At 50.7% G+C, this 14,224-nt stretch carries 15 protein-coding genes; all 15 read left to right on the top strand.

Annotated features, from left to right (window positions below):
- Positions 1–6: 6 nt before the first annotated feature.
- The 15 genes from ccsA to hisA all read left to right on the top strand — a co-directional run bounded on the left by ccsA (position 7) and on the right by hisA (position 14,217).
- A complete protein-coding gene (gene ccsA, locus ACZ5PW_RS14520; RefSeq protein ID WP_464554949.1) occupies positions 7–672 on the top strand; it encodes a cytochrome c biogenesis protein CcsA in 666 nt (221 codons plus the stop codon).
- Positions 673–735: 63 nt separating this feature from the next.
- Positions 736–873 carry a CcmD family protein gene (locus tag ACZ5PW_RS14515; protein WP_464554946.1) on the top strand — a complete coding sequence of 46 codons (138 nt, stop codon included), beginning with the start codon at positions 736–738 and terminating at the stop codon, positions 871–873.
- Entirely contained in the window at positions 863–1,486 is a 624-nt protein-coding gene (locus ACZ5PW_RS14510; RefSeq protein WP_464554942.1) for a tetratricopeptide repeat protein, read from the top strand. Before ACZ5PW_RS14515 ends, ACZ5PW_RS14510 begins: the two co-directional genes overlap by 11 nt.
- A gap of 460 nt (positions 1,487–1,946) precedes the next feature.
- Positions 1,947–3,113, top strand: coding sequence for a branched-chain amino acid ABC transporter substrate-binding protein (locus ACZ5PW_RS14505; protein WP_464554939.1), 1,167 nt, complete (start codon positions 1,947–1,949; stop codon positions 3,111–3,113).
- 88 nt (positions 3,114–3,201) lie between these two features.
- Positions 3,202–4,104, top strand: coding sequence for a branched-chain amino acid ABC transporter permease (locus ACZ5PW_RS14500; RefSeq protein ID WP_464554937.1), 903 nt, complete (start codon positions 3,202–3,204; stop codon positions 4,102–4,104).
- A gap of 75 nt (positions 4,105–4,179) precedes the next feature.
- The gene (locus ACZ5PW_RS14495; protein ID WP_464554935.1) at positions 4,180–5,403 is read left to right on the top strand and encodes an ABC transporter permease subunit; all 1,224 of its coding nucleotides are present in this window, start codon (positions 4,180–4,182) and stop codon (positions 5,401–5,403) included.
- Positions 5,396–6,196 carry an ABC transporter ATP-binding protein gene (locus ACZ5PW_RS14490; protein ID WP_464554933.1) on the top strand — a complete coding sequence of 267 codons (801 nt, stop codon included), beginning with the start codon at positions 5,396–5,398 and terminating at the stop codon, positions 6,194–6,196. Before ACZ5PW_RS14495 ends, ACZ5PW_RS14490 begins: the two co-directional genes overlap by 8 nt.
- Positions 6,189–6,896: an ABC transporter ATP-binding protein gene (locus tag ACZ5PW_RS14485; RefSeq protein ID WP_464554932.1), complete on the top strand. Its 708-nt coding sequence runs from the start codon at positions 6,189–6,191 to the stop codon at positions 6,894–6,896. The genes ACZ5PW_RS14490 and ACZ5PW_RS14485 overlap by 8 nt, the downstream gene beginning before the upstream one ends.
- A gap of 437 nt (positions 6,897–7,333) precedes the next feature.
- Entirely contained in the window at positions 7,334–8,791 is a 1,458-nt protein-coding gene (gene guaB, locus ACZ5PW_RS14480; RefSeq protein ID WP_464554931.1) for an IMP dehydrogenase, read from the top strand.
- Between the two features lie 15 nt (positions 8,792–8,806).
- Positions 8,807–10,354, top strand: coding sequence for a glutamine-hydrolyzing GMP synthase (gene guaA, locus ACZ5PW_RS14475; RefSeq protein WP_464554928.1), 1,548 nt, complete (start codon positions 8,807–8,809; stop codon positions 10,352–10,354).
- Positions 10,355–10,632: 278 nt separating this feature from the next.
- Positions 10,633–11,022, top strand: a complete 390-nt coding sequence (gene tatB, locus ACZ5PW_RS14470; protein ID WP_464554926.1) for a Sec-independent protein translocase protein TatB — start codon at positions 10,633–10,635, stop codon at positions 11,020–11,022.
- A complete protein-coding gene (tatC, locus tag ACZ5PW_RS14465; protein ID WP_464554924.1) occupies positions 11,019–12,209 on the top strand; it encodes a twin-arginine translocase subunit TatC in 1,191 nt (396 codons plus the stop codon). Before tatB ends, tatC begins: the two co-directional genes overlap by 4 nt.
- Positions 12,210–12,248: 39 nt before the next feature.
- On the top strand, positions 12,249–12,836 hold the full coding sequence (gene hisB, locus ACZ5PW_RS14460; RefSeq protein ID WP_464554921.1) for an imidazoleglycerol-phosphate dehydratase HisB: 588 nt from the start codon (positions 12,249–12,251) through the stop codon (positions 12,834–12,836).
- Entirely contained in the window at positions 12,836–13,492 is a 657-nt protein-coding gene (locus ACZ5PW_RS14455) for a hypothetical protein (protein WP_464554918.1), read from the top strand. The genes hisB and ACZ5PW_RS14455 overlap by 1 nt, the downstream gene beginning before the upstream one ends.
- The gene (hisA, locus tag ACZ5PW_RS14450; protein WP_464554917.1) at positions 13,489–14,217 is read left to right on the top strand and encodes a 1-(5-phosphoribosyl)-5-[(5-phosphoribosylamino)methylideneamino]imidazole-4-carboxamide isomerase; all 729 of its coding nucleotides are present in this window, start codon (positions 13,489–13,491) and stop codon (positions 14,215–14,217) included. Before ACZ5PW_RS14455 ends, hisA begins: the two co-directional genes overlap by 4 nt.
- Positions 14,218–14,224 lie beyond the last annotated feature (7 nt).

Raw genomic sequence — 14,224 nt, 5'->3', positions numbered from 1 at the left:
ATTTTAATGAATCTCGCAGTTGCAGCACTGATAACCGGCATTGCTTTATGTGTCGGTCAGTATTTCATCTGGATGTACGCTCCCGTCGAGATGACCATGGGGCTGGTGCAGAAAATATTCTATACCCATATGCCCATGGCGGCCTGGGCCATGTTCAGTTTTTTCGTGGTCTTTGTCTTCAGTGCGGCGTACCTGGTCAAAAGAGATATCAAGTTTGATTACATTGCCGGAGCCGCCGCTGAAATCGGAGTCGTTTTCAGCGGGTTGGCCCTTGTCACCGGTTCCCTCTGGGGCAGGGCGGCATGGAACGTCTGGTGGACATGGGATCCGCGCCTTACAACCACTCTTATAATGTGGTTTGTATATGCCGCGTATCTGGTGCTGCGCACCTCACCCATGTCCGCGGAACGCCGCTCCCTTGTCTGTGCGGTTCTCGGAGTTGTTGCTTTTGTCGATGTCCCTCTCGTTTTTTATTCGGCAAGACTCTGGAGAAGTGTGCATCCCAACGTCCTTGGCGCCAAGGGCGGGGGCATGGAGCCGGAAATGCTGACTACCCTGCTGATTAATCTGGCGGCTTTCGGTATGCTCTGGCTGGTTACACTGATTGTGCGTTACCGCCAGATCAGGCTCACGGGTGAGCTTGACGCCAAAATGATATGGGATCAGGATTAGTTCCGATTACCCCCCGGGTCAGTCGAAGACATAAGTAAAAGAATAAGTCAGGAGTAAATATATATGAGTGAAAAATATCTGCTCATTGCCAATATTGCGGTTTGGGTTGCCATTGCCGGTTATCTCGCATTCATCGCGGCTAAAGGGTCTTCCATGGAGCGCCGCATCAGACAGATGGAGCTGCTTGATAATGACAAATAATAATTCCGAACTGAAAGGGTTCTCCCTGTCAGGCGGCCAGAAGGCTTTAGTCTGGCTGCTGGGTGTTTCCCTTGTGGTTATTTTTGTGTCCTCCCTCATTTATCGCATGGATCATCCCGGTAACAAGGTTGAATTCCAGCAGCAGAGTCAGGGCGGAATGCCCGGCGGGATGGATGCCATGAATGACGCGGGCATGAAGCGTGTCCGGGAACTCATGGAAAAAATGGGCAAGGACCCAGAAAATATGGAAATCCAGCTTGAGCTGGCCAATTCTTTCATGATGATCAGGGCTTACGACCGCGCCCGGACATTCTTTGAAAAGGTTGTTGAAGCTGAACCTGAGAATATTCAGGCTCTAATGGGGCTTGGCATGTGTTACTATCAGGCGGAGCAGTTCAAGGAAGCATCAGCTGCTTTTGACAGCATACTCGCCATCAATCCTGATGATTCCATGGCGCGCTTCAACACCGGCATAATCAAGAAGTATTATCTGCACGAGCACGAAGCCGCAGATGCTGAATTCCAGAAAATCATCGACAACCCCAAGTCTCCGGAAGAGATGAAGAAAAGGGCAGAGGAAGAGCTCAAAAAAGATCCTCACCCCGAGCAGTAGTTGTAACTGGTTTTTATAATTAAGATAAAGCCCGCAAATTTGCGGGCTTTTTTTTGAACTTTGTAATGTTTTGCGGGCATACGCTCACGAGTAAAATACGTTTTATGTTGCAAAAATGTAAGTCTGAACGATTAATTTTTAACGTATTGGTAAAAAATCCTTACTTTATTCGCAAATTGACGCGAATCATTGACAAGTTTGCCGAGATGCGGCTAATCAATATTTACATAGTCTGAAATCGGTATTTTACCTGAACTTTGTCCGTCTTGCCGGATCTGGATAAAATTCATGGGCCGATTATCGGAATGGATGCTGCTGGTGGTTCCCAACAGTAGTGTTAACATGATAGGGTGATTCACGTTTCTTCTTGTGTCTTCTGTTCAGGCCACGAGTTGTTACGCTGGTGAATACGGTAACCGGGGTAAAAGCCCCAAAATCAACGCAGTCAAGGAGTGTTATGATGAAACGTTCATTGCTTGTTCTGGTTGCTGTGCTGATGCTGACCGCAGGTCTCATCGGTTGCAGCTCCGAGAAGAAGGAAGAGGCTCCGGCCAAAAAAGAAACCGCCGAAAAAGCCCCCGCTGAAACAATTATTCTCGGTGTACCCGGGGCTCACAGCGGTGACCTCGCTTCCTATGGTCTTCCTACAGTCGAAGCTGCCAAACTGGTAGTCAAGGCTATCAATGATGCCGGCGGCGTTAACGGCGCCCAGGTTGTGCTTTCCATGCAGGATGACCAGTGCAAGCCCGAATTTGCCACCAACGCGGCTTTCAAGCTCGTTTCCGACAAAGCGACTGTAGTTCTGGGACATATCTGCTCCGGAGCCACCAAGGCCGCTCTGCCCATTTACAAAGAAGCCGGACTGGTCTGCATGTCTCCGTCCGCAACCAACCCCGCACTTACCCAGAGCGGTGACTATCCCAACTTTTTCAGAACCATTGCTTCCGATGACGCTCAGGCTGCACTGGCAAGCAAGTTCTCCATGGAAAAACTCGGCCTCAAAAATATCGCAGTTATCCACGACAAGGGTGACTACGGTAAAGGTTTCGCAGAGTTTGCCAAGAAGTATGTTGAAGAGTCCGGTTCCTCCAAGGTTGCGCTTTTCGAAGGTGTAACCCCCGGTGCTGTTGACTACTCCGCTGTAGTTCAGAAAATCAAGGCATCCGGCGCTGACGGCGTTATCTTCGGCGGTTATCATCCCGAAGCTTCCAAGATTGTTTCCCAGATGCGCAAAAAGAAAATGACCATTCCCTTTATCTCTGATGACGGCGTTAAAGCCAAGACCTTCATTGATGTTGCAGGTGAATCTGCTGAAGGCGTTTACGCCACCGGTCCCCGCGACATCACCGCCAACCCCATGTATAAGGTTGCTCTTGACCAGTACAAGGCTTCCAACGAAGGCGAGCCCGGCGCATTCTTCTTCGAAGCTTACTCCGCAGCTCTTGCTCTGCTGAAAGCTATCGATGCCGCCGGTTCCACAGACTACGACAAGATTGTCGAAGCTCTGCGCACCAACGAAGTTGAAACTCCGGTCGGTAAGATCAAGTTTGACTCCAAGGGTGACGCCATCGGTGTCGGTTTCTCCGTGTATCAGGTTCAGAACGGCGAGTACGTTGAAGTAAAATAAACTTCTGCTCCCGTAATTAACGTAATTCCGGTTCAGGGGGCGGGCTGTGAGAGCCTGTCCCCTGAATCTTGATTCAGCAGGGTCCTAAATGGAATATTTTCTGGAATTATTTTTCTCCGGTCTGACCAGAGGCAGCATCTACGCGCTTATCGCACTTGGTTACACCATGGTTTACGGTATCATCGAGCTGATCAACTTCGCCCACGGTGAGATCTACATGATCGGGGCTTTTGTAGGCTTGACGGTTGCCGGAGTACTTACTCATTTCGGTTTCCCCGGTGCTTCCATCATCGTGCTCGCCTCCATGGCGGCGGTGATTTATGCCGCGGCATACGGATACACCCTTGAAAAAATAGCCTACCGTCCTCTGCGTGGTGCGCCGAGACTTTCTCCGCTCATCTCTGCCATCGGTATGTCAATTTTCCTTCAGAACTATGTAATGCTTTCCCAGACTTCCGATTTCCTCTCTTTTCCCAGCCTCACACCCGAGTTCGGTTTTCTTGAGAAGCATTCATCAATGATCGGTTCTTCTGATTTTCTCATCATCGCGGTGGCTGCCGTGGTGATGGTCGCGTTGAACCTTTTTATTAAATTCACCCGTATGGGCAAGGCCATGCGCGCCACGGCCCAGAACCGCAAAATGGCCATGCTGGTCGGTATCAATGTCGACCAGGTCATTTCCGCAACCTTCATCATCGGCTCATCATTGGCAGCTGTTGGAGGGGTTCTGATCGCTTCCCATATCGGACAGATCAACTTTTTTATCGGATTCATCGCGGGCATCAAGGCCTTCACCGCAGCAGTACTCGGCGGCATCGGTTCCGTTCCCGGAGCCATGCTCGGCGGGCTCATTCTCGGCTGGACCGAGAGTTTCTGTACCGGATATGTCTCCAGTGACTATGAAGACGTTTTCGCCTTCGCTCTGCTGGTACTTATCCTGATCTTCAGACCTTCCGGAATTCTCGGTAAGGCCCCGATCCAGAAAGTTTAATCTGCGGATTCAATCAACCCGGCAGGCTCGCAGGAGTCCGGGGCCGGGGCAAAAGACAAAACGGATAATTTTCATATGGAAGGCTTGAAAAAATCTATAATCGCATCTTTATGGTTCATGTTCCTGACCCTGCCTATAATGGGGGTCTTTGTGAACACGATCGAAGGGACTGTGACCTGGCATTTTGACCGGATTCTGTATGTGGGGGCGGGAGCTTTCGTACTTTCTTTTCTCTGGCGTTTTCTGATGGACAGAAAAGAGAAAGGCAAGGAAGCGGAAGAAGCGTCCACTGAAGAAAAGGTTACTATATATTCTAAACTGATGACCAACCCCAGATTCTACTACCCGCTTTTCGCGGTTATTCTGGGGCTTGCTCTATTCTTTCCCAAAATATTCTCCATGTATCAGGTCAACATCATGATCTCGGCTCTTATTTATATTGTGCTGGGACTTGGCCTGAACATTGTTGTAGGTCTCGCCGGACTGCTCGACCTCGGTTATGTGGCCTTCTACGCTGTCGGGGCATATGCCTATGCGTTGATGAACCTCTATTGGGGTGTAAGTTTCTGGGTGGCTCTGCCCGCCGGAGCCGTGCTCGGAGCAATCTGCGGCATCATTCTAGGTTTTCCGGTTCTCAGACTCCGGGGCGACTATCTTGCGATCGTTACACTCGGTTTCGGGGAAATCATCCGCCTTGTGCTGGAAAACTGGGGTGAATTCACTCACGGTCCTTCCGGAATCGCCAATATCCCCCGGCCCGACTTTTTCGGTCTTGCAGAAGGGCTCTCCGGCTCCATCTACTTCATGTATTACATGATGCTGGTTATGGTTGTTTTCACCATTTTCATCGTCAACAGGCTGAAGCACTCACGTATCGGACGCGCATGGCAGGCCTTGCGCGAAGATGAGATCGCCTGTCAGGCCATGGGCATTGATAAAATGAAAACGAAGCTGATGGCTTTTTCGCTCGGAGCTACATGGGCCGGTCTGGTGGGTGTTGTTTTCGCCGCCAAAACTTCCTTCGTGAACCCTGCTTCTTTTACCTTTCTTGAGTCGGCCATCATTCTTTCCATTGTTGTTCTGGGCGGCATGGGGTCCATCCTCGGGGTAATCCTCGGTGCGCTGGTACTCATACTTCTGCCGGAATATCTCAGGGCTTTTTCCGAATACCGTATGCTGGTTTTCGGTGCGACCATGGTTCTGGTAATGGTGTTCAGGCCTCAGGGACTTATCAGGGATGTGCGGAAGAAAATCGATATCAGTGCCGTGAAAAAGGCTTTAGGTGGCGCGAATGAGTAATGAAAGAAGAACTGTGCTGGAAGTCAAGGGTGTCTGCAAGGACTTCGGAGGCCTGCGCGCGCTTGATGATGTCGATCTGACTGTCAAAGAGGGCGAGATCGTAGCTCTTATCGGTCCCAACGGAGCAGGAAAGACCACCTTTTTCAACTGCATAACCGGTATCTATAACCCCACCTACGGGGATGTGAATATTGACGCGAAAGGTGAAGGATTCAAACGGATAAACGGTATGAAGCCCAACCATGTCACCGAACTGGGCATGGCCAGGACTTTTCAGAATATCCGGCTGTTTCCCTCCATGTCTGTAATCGAAAACGTCATGATCGGCTGCCACTGCCGCACAAAAGCGACATTTCTCGGCGCCATCTTCCGGGACCCGAGAACAAAAAAAGAAGAGCAGCAGACCATCATTAAAAGTTATGAACTTCTGCAGGAACTGGGGCTGGATCGTTTTGCCGACGAACTGGCGCGCAATCTGCCGTACGGTGCGCAGCGCCGTCTGGAAATAGCCCGCGCTCTTGCCACCGATCCCTTTCTGCTGCTTCTTGACGAGCCTGCCGCCGGTATGAACCCGCAGGAAACTCTTGAGCTTGAGGATCTGATCGTTTCCATCAAGGAGAAACATAACATTTCGGTTCTGCTCATCGAGCATGACATGAAAATGGTAATGTCCCTTTCCGACCGTCTGTACGTGCTTGAGTACGGGCGTGAAATCGCGCATGGAACTCCTCAGGAAGTCAGCGATAATCCTGCTGTTATCAAGGCATATCTCGGAGAAGACCTCGATGCTTAAGCTTAAGAATGTAAATACATTTTACGGAAATATTCAGGCCCTTCGCAATATCAATATAGAGGTGGAGCAGGGTGAGATAATCACCCTGATCGGTGCTAACGGTGCCGGAAAAACCACAACACTCATGACCGTCAGCGGGGTGGTTCCGCCGAGAACCGGTGAGGTAATCTACAACGGAGAACCGATCCATAAAAGGAATCCGGATGCTATCGTTAAAATGGGAATTTCACAGGTTCCGGAAGGACGTCTCATTTTCCCAGATCTCACGATCACTGAAAACCTCGATATGGGGGCATTCCTGCGTAATGACAAGGATGGGGTGAAGGCGGACATGGACCATTGCTTTGAGCTGTTCCCCATTCTCTGGGAGCGGCGCAAACAGCTTGGTGGAAACCTGTCCGGCGGGGAGCAGCAGATGCTGGCTATTTCAAGAGCTTTGATGGCTCGTCCCAGACTTCTGCTTCTTGATGAACCTTCTTTGGGGCTTGCTCCTCTCATTATCCGCCAGATCTTTGAGATTATTAAAAAAATCAACGAAGAAAGCGGAACCACGGTGTTTCTGGTGGAGCAGAACGCGAACCTTGCTCTCAAGACCGCCCACCGCGGATATGTAATGGAAAACGGGGAAATCATACTTGCTGACACGGCTGATAATCTTCTCGCCAATGAAGAGATCAAGAAGGCTTATCTCGGACTATAGTTTCCATTTCCATCAGGTATGATAATATTGGGGCGGCAGGGCGAGAGTGATCTTGATGTCCTTAACCTTGCAAAAAAATGTCATATAATTATTTTCCTGACATTTATTCAGTGGTGACTGCCCCTTAAAAGAGGTCTTTATCTCATTCTGCCTGAACTTAATTGTTGACAAAACTCGGCCCCGCAAATATGCGGGGCCGAACACTTTTAAATAACTTTTTCGCTACGCCCTTGAGTCTGTGGCAAAAAAGTATATACTCAGTTCATTCAAGATTGAAAATCCCGGCAGGGAAGTACCTGCCAGAACCCGAATGAAGCTTACGGCAGCAAAGTCCTGTCGACCGCCGGAAGACCGGGCTTTAGCCTTGAGAGGAATCATCAGCGAAATGATTTCTCTTTTCTTTTAGATAATATTTCAAATCATTTTGCGAGGGCAACATGGAAAAGGTAGTAAGTCAGGCTCTGACTTTTGACGATGTTCTGCTTTTGCCCGCCTATTCGGAAGTTCTTCCCGATAGTGTGGACGTTTCCGCCAAACTTACCGAGGAAATCACCCTCGGAATTCCGCTTATCAGTGCCGCTATGGACACCGTTACCGAGTCCAAGATGGCAATCCAGATGGCCCGCCACGGCGGAGCCGGTGTTATCCACAAAAACATGTCCGTTCGTGATCAGGTCCGCGAAGTCGAGAGAGTCAAGAAGTCCGAGTCCGGAATGGTCACCGATCCTATCGTGGTCCATCCCGATGACACTGTCGGTAAAGCTCTCGATCTCATGTCCGAATTCAAGATTTCCGGCTTTCCTGTAGTCAAGGGTGAGCACCTTGTAGGTATCATCACCAACCGCGACACCCGTTTCGTTACTGACAGAAATATCCCTGTTTCCGAAGTCATGACCAGCCGTAACCTCGTCACCGTGCAGGCAGGTATTTCTTCCGAAGAAGCAAAGCGTCATCTGCACACCAACCGCATTGAAAAACTGCTGGTTGTTGATGATGAAAACAAGCTTACCGGACTGATCACAATCAAGGATATCGACAAGGTCAAAAAGTACCCCAACGCAGCTAAGGACAACCACGGAAGACTCCGTGTAGGTGCGGCCGTAGGTGTAGGGCACGACCTCATGGAAAGAAGCTCCGCGCTGATCAACGCCGGTGTTGACTTCCTTACTCTTGATTCCGCCCACGGCCACTCAAAGGGTATCCTTGACGCCATCAAAGAGCTTCGTTCCTGCTACCCCGATGCACAGATTGTCGGCGGTAACATCGCTACCTATGACGGTGCGATGGCTCTCATCGAAGCAGGTGTCAACGCTGTCAAGGTCGGTATCGGTCCCGGTTCCATCTGCACCACCCGTGTGGTTGCCGGTGTCGGCGTGCCCCAGATCACCGCTATCATGGAAGCTGTCCGCGCCTGCAAGGACCACGGTGTCTGCGTAATTGGTGACGGCGGCATCAAATTCTCCGGTGATGTGGTGAAAGCCCTGGTTGCCGGTGCCAATACCGTGATGATGGGTTCCATGTTTGCAGGAACCGACGAAAGCCCCGGCGAAAAAGTCCTTTACCAGGGCCGTTCCTACAAGCTCTACCGCGGCATGGGCTCCATTGACGCCATGAAGCAGGGCAGCTCCGACCGTTATTTCCAGAAGGATACCAACAAACTGGTTCCCGAAGGGATTGTCGGACGTGTTCCTTACAAAGGGCCTGTCTCCGACAGCATCTACCAGATGATCGGCGGACTGCGTTCCGGTATGGGATATGTCGGTTGCGCGACCATTAAAGAGCTTGCCGAGAAGGCTCAGTTCACCCAGATGTCTCCCGCAGGTTTCAAGGAAAGCCACGTACACGATGTAATCATCACCAAGGAAGCTCCCAACTACCGGGTTGATTCCTACTAATATTCAGGAGTCGTCATGCAGCACGATAATAAAGTTATAATTCTGGATTTCGGGTCTCAGTTCACTCAGCTGATCGCCCGCAGAATCCGTGAAGCCGGGGTGTATTCCGAAATTCACCCCTGCAATGTAGATCCTCAGAAAATCAAGGATCTCAAACCCGGAGCACTGATCCTTTCCGGCGGCCCCTCTTCCGTACTGGGAGAGGATTCTCCGCAGCTTGATCCTTCTTTTCTGGAAATGGGCGTACCCGTGCTCGGCATCTGCTACGGCATGCAGCTCATGACCCACGATATGGGCGGAAAGGTTGTTTCTTCCGAGAACCGTGAGTACGGCCGCGCCGAATTTTGCGGTTGCGGAGATTGCGTTCTCTGGGACGGAATCGAGGATGTCGAGAAGCTCACCGTCTGGATGAGTCACGGCGACCGTGTTGAAGCTATTCCCGAAGGATTCAAGGTCTGCGGTACCACCGAGTCCATTCCTTTCGCAGCCATGGCTAACGAAGAGAAGAAAATGTACGCCCTCCAGTTCCACCCCGAGGTGGCACACACTGAGAGCGGAACCACCATTATCAATAACTTCATTTTCAAAATTGCAGGTCTCACAGCAGACTGGTCCATGTCCTCCTTTGTGGAAAACTGCATTGAGGAAATGCGTGAGAAGATCGGTGACGACAAAGTTGTTCTCGGTCTTTCCGGCGGTATTGACTCTACTGTTGTTGCCGTGCTTCTGCACAAGGCTATCGGCAAGAACCTGCATTGCATCTTCGTTGATAACGGGCTGCTGCGCATGCATGAGCGTGAAGAGGTTATCGGCTTTCTTGAAGAGCACTTCGACCTCAACGTCAAATGCGTGGATGCTGCCAAGCTGTTCCTCGATAAACTCGAAGGAGTTGAAGATCCCGAGCAGAAGCGCAAGCTTATCGGTTACACCTTCATCGATGTTTTCAACGAGGAAGCAACCGCTCTCAAGGATGTTAAATATCTCGCACAGGGAACCCTGTATCCCGATGTTATCGAGTCCGAATCCTTCAAGGGTCCCTCCGCGGTTATCAAGTCCCACCACAATGTCGGCGGACTGCCCGAAGAAATGGACCTCAAGCTGGTTGAACCCCTGCGTGAACTTTTCAAGGATGAAGTCCGCAAGGTTGCTTACGAACTGGGACTGCCCGAGTTCATCATCTGGCGCCAGCCCTTCCCCGGCCCCGGTCTCGCCATCCGTGTACTCGGTGATGTGACCGAAGACCGTCTGGAAATCCTGCGTCAGGCTGACAAGATCGTTCAGCATGAAATGCACGCTTCCGGCTGGTACCGCAAGGTATGGCAGGGCTTCGCTGTTCTGCTGCCGCTCAAGACAGTTGGCGTTATGGGCGATGACCGTACCTACGAGCACGTCATTGCACTGCGCATCGTGGACAGCCTCGATGCCATGACCGCTGACTGGAGCCGTATCCCCAACGATATCCTCGCACGCATATCCAACCGGATTATCAACGAGGTAACCGGGGTTAACCGCGTGGTTCTGGATATCTCCTCCAAGCCGCCGGCCACCATCGAGTGGGAATAATTCCTATCTCCGCAGTAAAATCAGTTAATTCTAATGCCTCCGGTATCCGCCGGAGGCATTTTTTGTTGCGTAGAGGCGCAATTACTAATAAGAAACGGGCCGGAGAGGTGTTACGTCTGAGTGAATTTCTGTGCTTATAAGGCGTAGATAAAGTTTCCGAAATCGGTTACAAGACATCTGCAAATTCAGATAAGCCTGTGCCTGATTCCGTTGTTGGATTACAGCATAAGCTTTCAGCGTATAAGTGATTTTACTGCCATAAGGAACAAGGATTAAATATGTTCGGTATCGGTTCAACAGAACTTATCGTGATTTTGGTTGTGGCCCTTATTCTTATAGGGCCCCAGAAGCTTCCTGAACTCATCAAGAATCTGGGTCGCGGTATTTCCGAGGTCAAGAAGATGTCTAATGATGTGAAAAACACTCTTGATGCTGAAATCTCCGCTGCTGACGCGGAAGCAAAGGCTAAAGAGGATGCTGAAAAAGAAGCGGCCCGCAAGAAAGCCGAAGCCGAGGCCATGGAAAAAGCCCGCAAGGCTGAGGCTGAAAAACAACAGGATGAACCGCAGAAAACAGCCGAAGCTGAAACCGTAGCCGAAACAGCTGCGGAAGAAGGTGAGACCGTAGCCGAAGCACCCAGGAAAGAAGCCGAGGGTGAAAAGGCATGAGTTCAGCGGATAAAGATTCGCGTGAAGTAGGACAGGAGAATCCGCAGGATCAGGAAGAGCTCGAAAAAGACTCCGAAAGTTCTGAAGAATCTTCTTCCGAAAACGAGACAGCGGCTGTGGACGATGAGGTCGTTGATTCCGAATCCGGTTCTGACCTTCCGGCTGAACGGGCTGACGGAGAACTGGCCGCAGCTGAAGGCGAAGATGAAGACCCTGATGAGGATGAGCTTGATGAGGAAGAGGCTCCAATGTCTTTTCTTGAGCACCTCGAAGAGTTGCGCCGCCGTTTTGTAAGAATATTCATTGCCTGCGGTGTCGGGTTCATTGCCTGTTACTCTTTCGCCAAACCGCTCTTTTCCCTGCTTATGAGACCGCTGGTCGCGGTGCTGCCCCCGGATTCCACTCTTATTTTTACTTCCCTGCCTGAAGGTTTTGTAACTTACCTGAAGGTTGCTTTCGTGGCCGGGATATTTACCGTATCTCCTTATATTTTTTCCCAGATATGGGGATTCATTGCACCCGGCCTTTATGAGCATGAACGCAAATGGATGATTCCACTTGCCTTCCTGTCTGCTTTCTTCTTTGTAGGCGGTGCTCTGTTCGGTTATTATGTCGTTTTCCCGTTCGGTTGTGAGTTCTTTATGGGATTCGCGGATGAGTTCATCAAGCCGATGCCGACTCTGCGCGAATACCTTGGATTCTCCCTCAAGCTTTTGTTTGCTTTCGGGGTGATATTCGAGCTGCCGCTTTTCATCTTCTTTCTGGCCCGCCTTGGTGTGGTCACCGCGGAAGGACTGCGCAGTAAACGGAAATACGCTATTCTGGTCTGTTTCATCTGTTCTGCCATACTGACCCCTCCCGATGTAATGACCCAGACTCTGATGGCCGGTCCGCTGATCATTCTTTACGAAGTAGGCATTTGGGTTGCTTATTTCTTTGGAAAGCGCGGCGGAAGGAAACTGAAGATGCAGGAGCAGGGCACAGACGATTCCGATCCAGATGATTCCGGTCCAGACGGTGGCGGTGAGGCTGCCTCAACTGACTCGGACAGCGATGAAACTGCGGAGAAAGAACCTGACAGCAGGGAAAAGTCCGGTGGAGCGGAAAGCGAAAATCAGGATGATCCCAAAAAGAAAAAGTCAGCGCCGAAGGATTCCGGCTATGACGAGGACATGATTGAAATGTAATAGCCGCTTCACAGCGGCATAATTCAAGAGAGGTTGATTTTGTCACAGAGGTCTGCATCAATTACCCGCACAACCAAGGAAACAGATATTTCCCTGACTGTTAATCTGGATGGAGAAGGGCGTACCGATATCTCTACCGGAGTTGGGTTTGCCGATCATATGCTGACTCTGATGAGTTTCTGGGCCGGCTTTGATCTTGATCTCAAATGCAAGGGCGACCTTGAAATAGACTCGCACCACACTCTTGAAGATATAGCCCTCGTATTAGGGCAGGCCATTCTTGACGCCATGGGCGACCGTAAAGGCATCAACCGCATAGGTTTCGCAAAGGTTCCCATGGACGAGGCTCTTGTAGAGGTTGTAATTGACCTTTCGGGCAGGGCCTATCTTGTGTATGATGACGACATCCTTCCCCCGATAATCGCAGGGGATGAAAAAGATGTCTGGCGCGAGTTTTTCAAATCCCTGGCTTTCAAGGCCGGGATGAACATGCACATCAAGTTTGAATACGGACGTAACGGCCACCACCTTCTCGAAGGTGCGTTCAAGGCTCTGGGACTTGCTTTCCGCAATGCCCTGTCCGTTGAAAGACAAGGTGTTTCCAGTACCAAAGGGAGTCTCGACTGATGAAACGACTTACCCCGCTGCTTCTGATCTGTGTATTTGCCCTGGCAACTTTGAGCGGTTGCGCGAGCAAGAGCGAAGTTGTCAAACTCCCTCGTCCGGTGGGTACAATTGCTGTTGCCGGATTTACCAACCCGGTATTCAACTGGGAGCTTCTGGCCGGTTACCTTCCTCAAGAAGGAAAACCCATCAAAAAGGAAGTTCTGCAGCAGCTTGATGAAAAGATGGTCGGAGTTCTTTCCAGACACGGCGTTACAGGGTTCGCACGACCCGCTATCACCCGCCAGTGCCAGGAAATTGAAGTTTTCGAGAACATGGGTTCAAGACGCGAGGCCGCGTTCGCCTACTGGGTAAAGGTAGGGGAGTGCATGACGGCGGATTATATTCTTGTACCCCAGGTTCTTTTCTGGCAGGACCTGCGCGGAATGCAGAAAGCTGATTTCAATATCCAGCCCGCATCCGTGATTATTGATCTGTATCTTATTGATGTTAACAACAAGCGCATTGTCAGACGCTTCCATTTTGATGAAACCCAGCAGCCCCTTACCGAGAACGTGCTTAACGCTGGCACTTTCTTTAAACGCGGCGGCAAGTGGGTAAAGGCAATGGAGCTCGCTGACGAGGCTCTTGAGAATGGACTTACGGAGCTCGGTTTATGATAATTTTCCCCGCTGTGGATATCAAAGACGGCGCGTGTGTGCGCCTTTCGCAGGGACAGGCTGATGCAGTCACTGTTTTTTCAAGCGATCCTGTAGCCCAGGCCAACTACTGGGAGAATCAGGGAGCACGTTATCTTCATGTTGTTGATCTAGACGGTGCTTTCAGCGGAATGCCCAAGAATTTTGACCTTATCAGGCAGATCTGCTCCCAGTTGAGCATTCCGGTTCAGCTTGGCGGCGGAATCCGTGATATCGAAACCGCTTCCAAGTATATCGAGGCAGGCGTAAAGCGTCTGATTATTGGAACGATGGCCCTTGAGGATGAAGATACTTTTGCAGCATTGTGCGCTAAATTTCCTGGCCAGATCGGTGTATCCCTTGATGCAGTGAACGGTCAGCTCAAGTCCCGCGGATGGGTTGAAGATGCCGGAATCTCAGTATTCGACATTTTGCCCCGCATTGAAGCTGCCGGGGCCGCTTTTATCATCTACACCGATATCAGCCGTGACGGTATGCAGACCGGAGTCAACCTCCCCGCACTGACTGATCTGTGTGCAAAGACTAAACTGCCGGTGATTGCCGCCGGAGGGGTGGCCACTCTTGAAGATGTGATCAACCTCCGCCCGCTCGTCTCCAAAGGACTTGAAGGGGCAGTTTCCGGACAGGCTATCTATACCGGTTCTCTTAACTTCGCTGAAGCCATTGAATGGCTGGAGAATAACTAGGAGGCAT

The sequence above is a fragment of the Maridesulfovibrio salinus genome, assembly GCF_055394525.1.
Note: the sequence above shows the minus strand (reverse complement) of the source record. Positions and strands in the feature narration are given on the sequence as shown.

Bases quoted from the DNA above. Each gene is read 5' to 3' on its own strand.
- ccsA (WP_464554949.1), top strand. From the start codon at position 7: ATGAATCTCGCAGTTGCAGCACTGATAACCGGCATTGCTTTATGTGTC.
- ACZ5PW_RS14515 (WP_464554946.1), top strand. From the start codon at position 736: ATGAGTGAAAAATATCTGCTCATTGCCAATATTGCGGTTTGGGTTGCC.
- ACZ5PW_RS14510 (WP_464554942.1), top strand. From the start codon at position 863: ATGACAAATAATAATTCCGAACTGAAAGGGTTCTCCCTGTCAGGCGGC.
- ACZ5PW_RS14505 (WP_464554939.1), top strand. From the start codon at position 1,947: ATGAAACGTTCATTGCTTGTTCTGGTTGCTGTGCTGATGCTGACCGCA.
- ACZ5PW_RS14500 (WP_464554937.1), top strand. From the start codon at position 3,202: ATGGAATATTTTCTGGAATTATTTTTCTCCGGTCTGACCAGAGGCAGC.
- ACZ5PW_RS14495 (WP_464554935.1), top strand. From the start codon at position 4,180: ATGGAAGGCTTGAAAAAATCTATAATCGCATCTTTATGGTTCATGTTC.
- ACZ5PW_RS14490 (WP_464554933.1), top strand. From the start codon at position 5,396: ATGAGTAATGAAAGAAGAACTGTGCTGGAAGTCAAGGGTGTCTGCAAG.
- ACZ5PW_RS14485 (WP_464554932.1), top strand. From the start codon at position 6,189: ATGCTTAAGCTTAAGAATGTAAATACATTTTACGGAAATATTCAGGCC.
- guaB (WP_464554931.1), top strand. From the start codon at position 7,334: ATGGAAAAGGTAGTAAGTCAGGCTCTGACTTTTGACGATGTTCTGCTT.
- guaA (WP_464554928.1), top strand. From the start codon at position 8,807: ATGCAGCACGATAATAAAGTTATAATTCTGGATTTCGGGTCTCAGTTC.
- tatB (WP_464554926.1), top strand. From the start codon at position 10,633: ATGTTCGGTATCGGTTCAACAGAACTTATCGTGATTTTGGTTGTGGCC.
- tatC (WP_464554924.1), top strand. From the start codon at position 11,019: ATGAGTTCAGCGGATAAAGATTCGCGTGAAGTAGGACAGGAGAATCCG.
- ACZ5PW_RS14455 (WP_464554918.1), top strand. From the start codon at position 12,836: ATGAAACGACTTACCCCGCTGCTTCTGATCTGTGTATTTGCCCTGGCA.
- hisA (WP_464554917.1), top strand. From the start codon at position 13,489: ATGATAATTTTCCCCGCTGTGGATATCAAAGACGGCGCGTGTGTGCGC.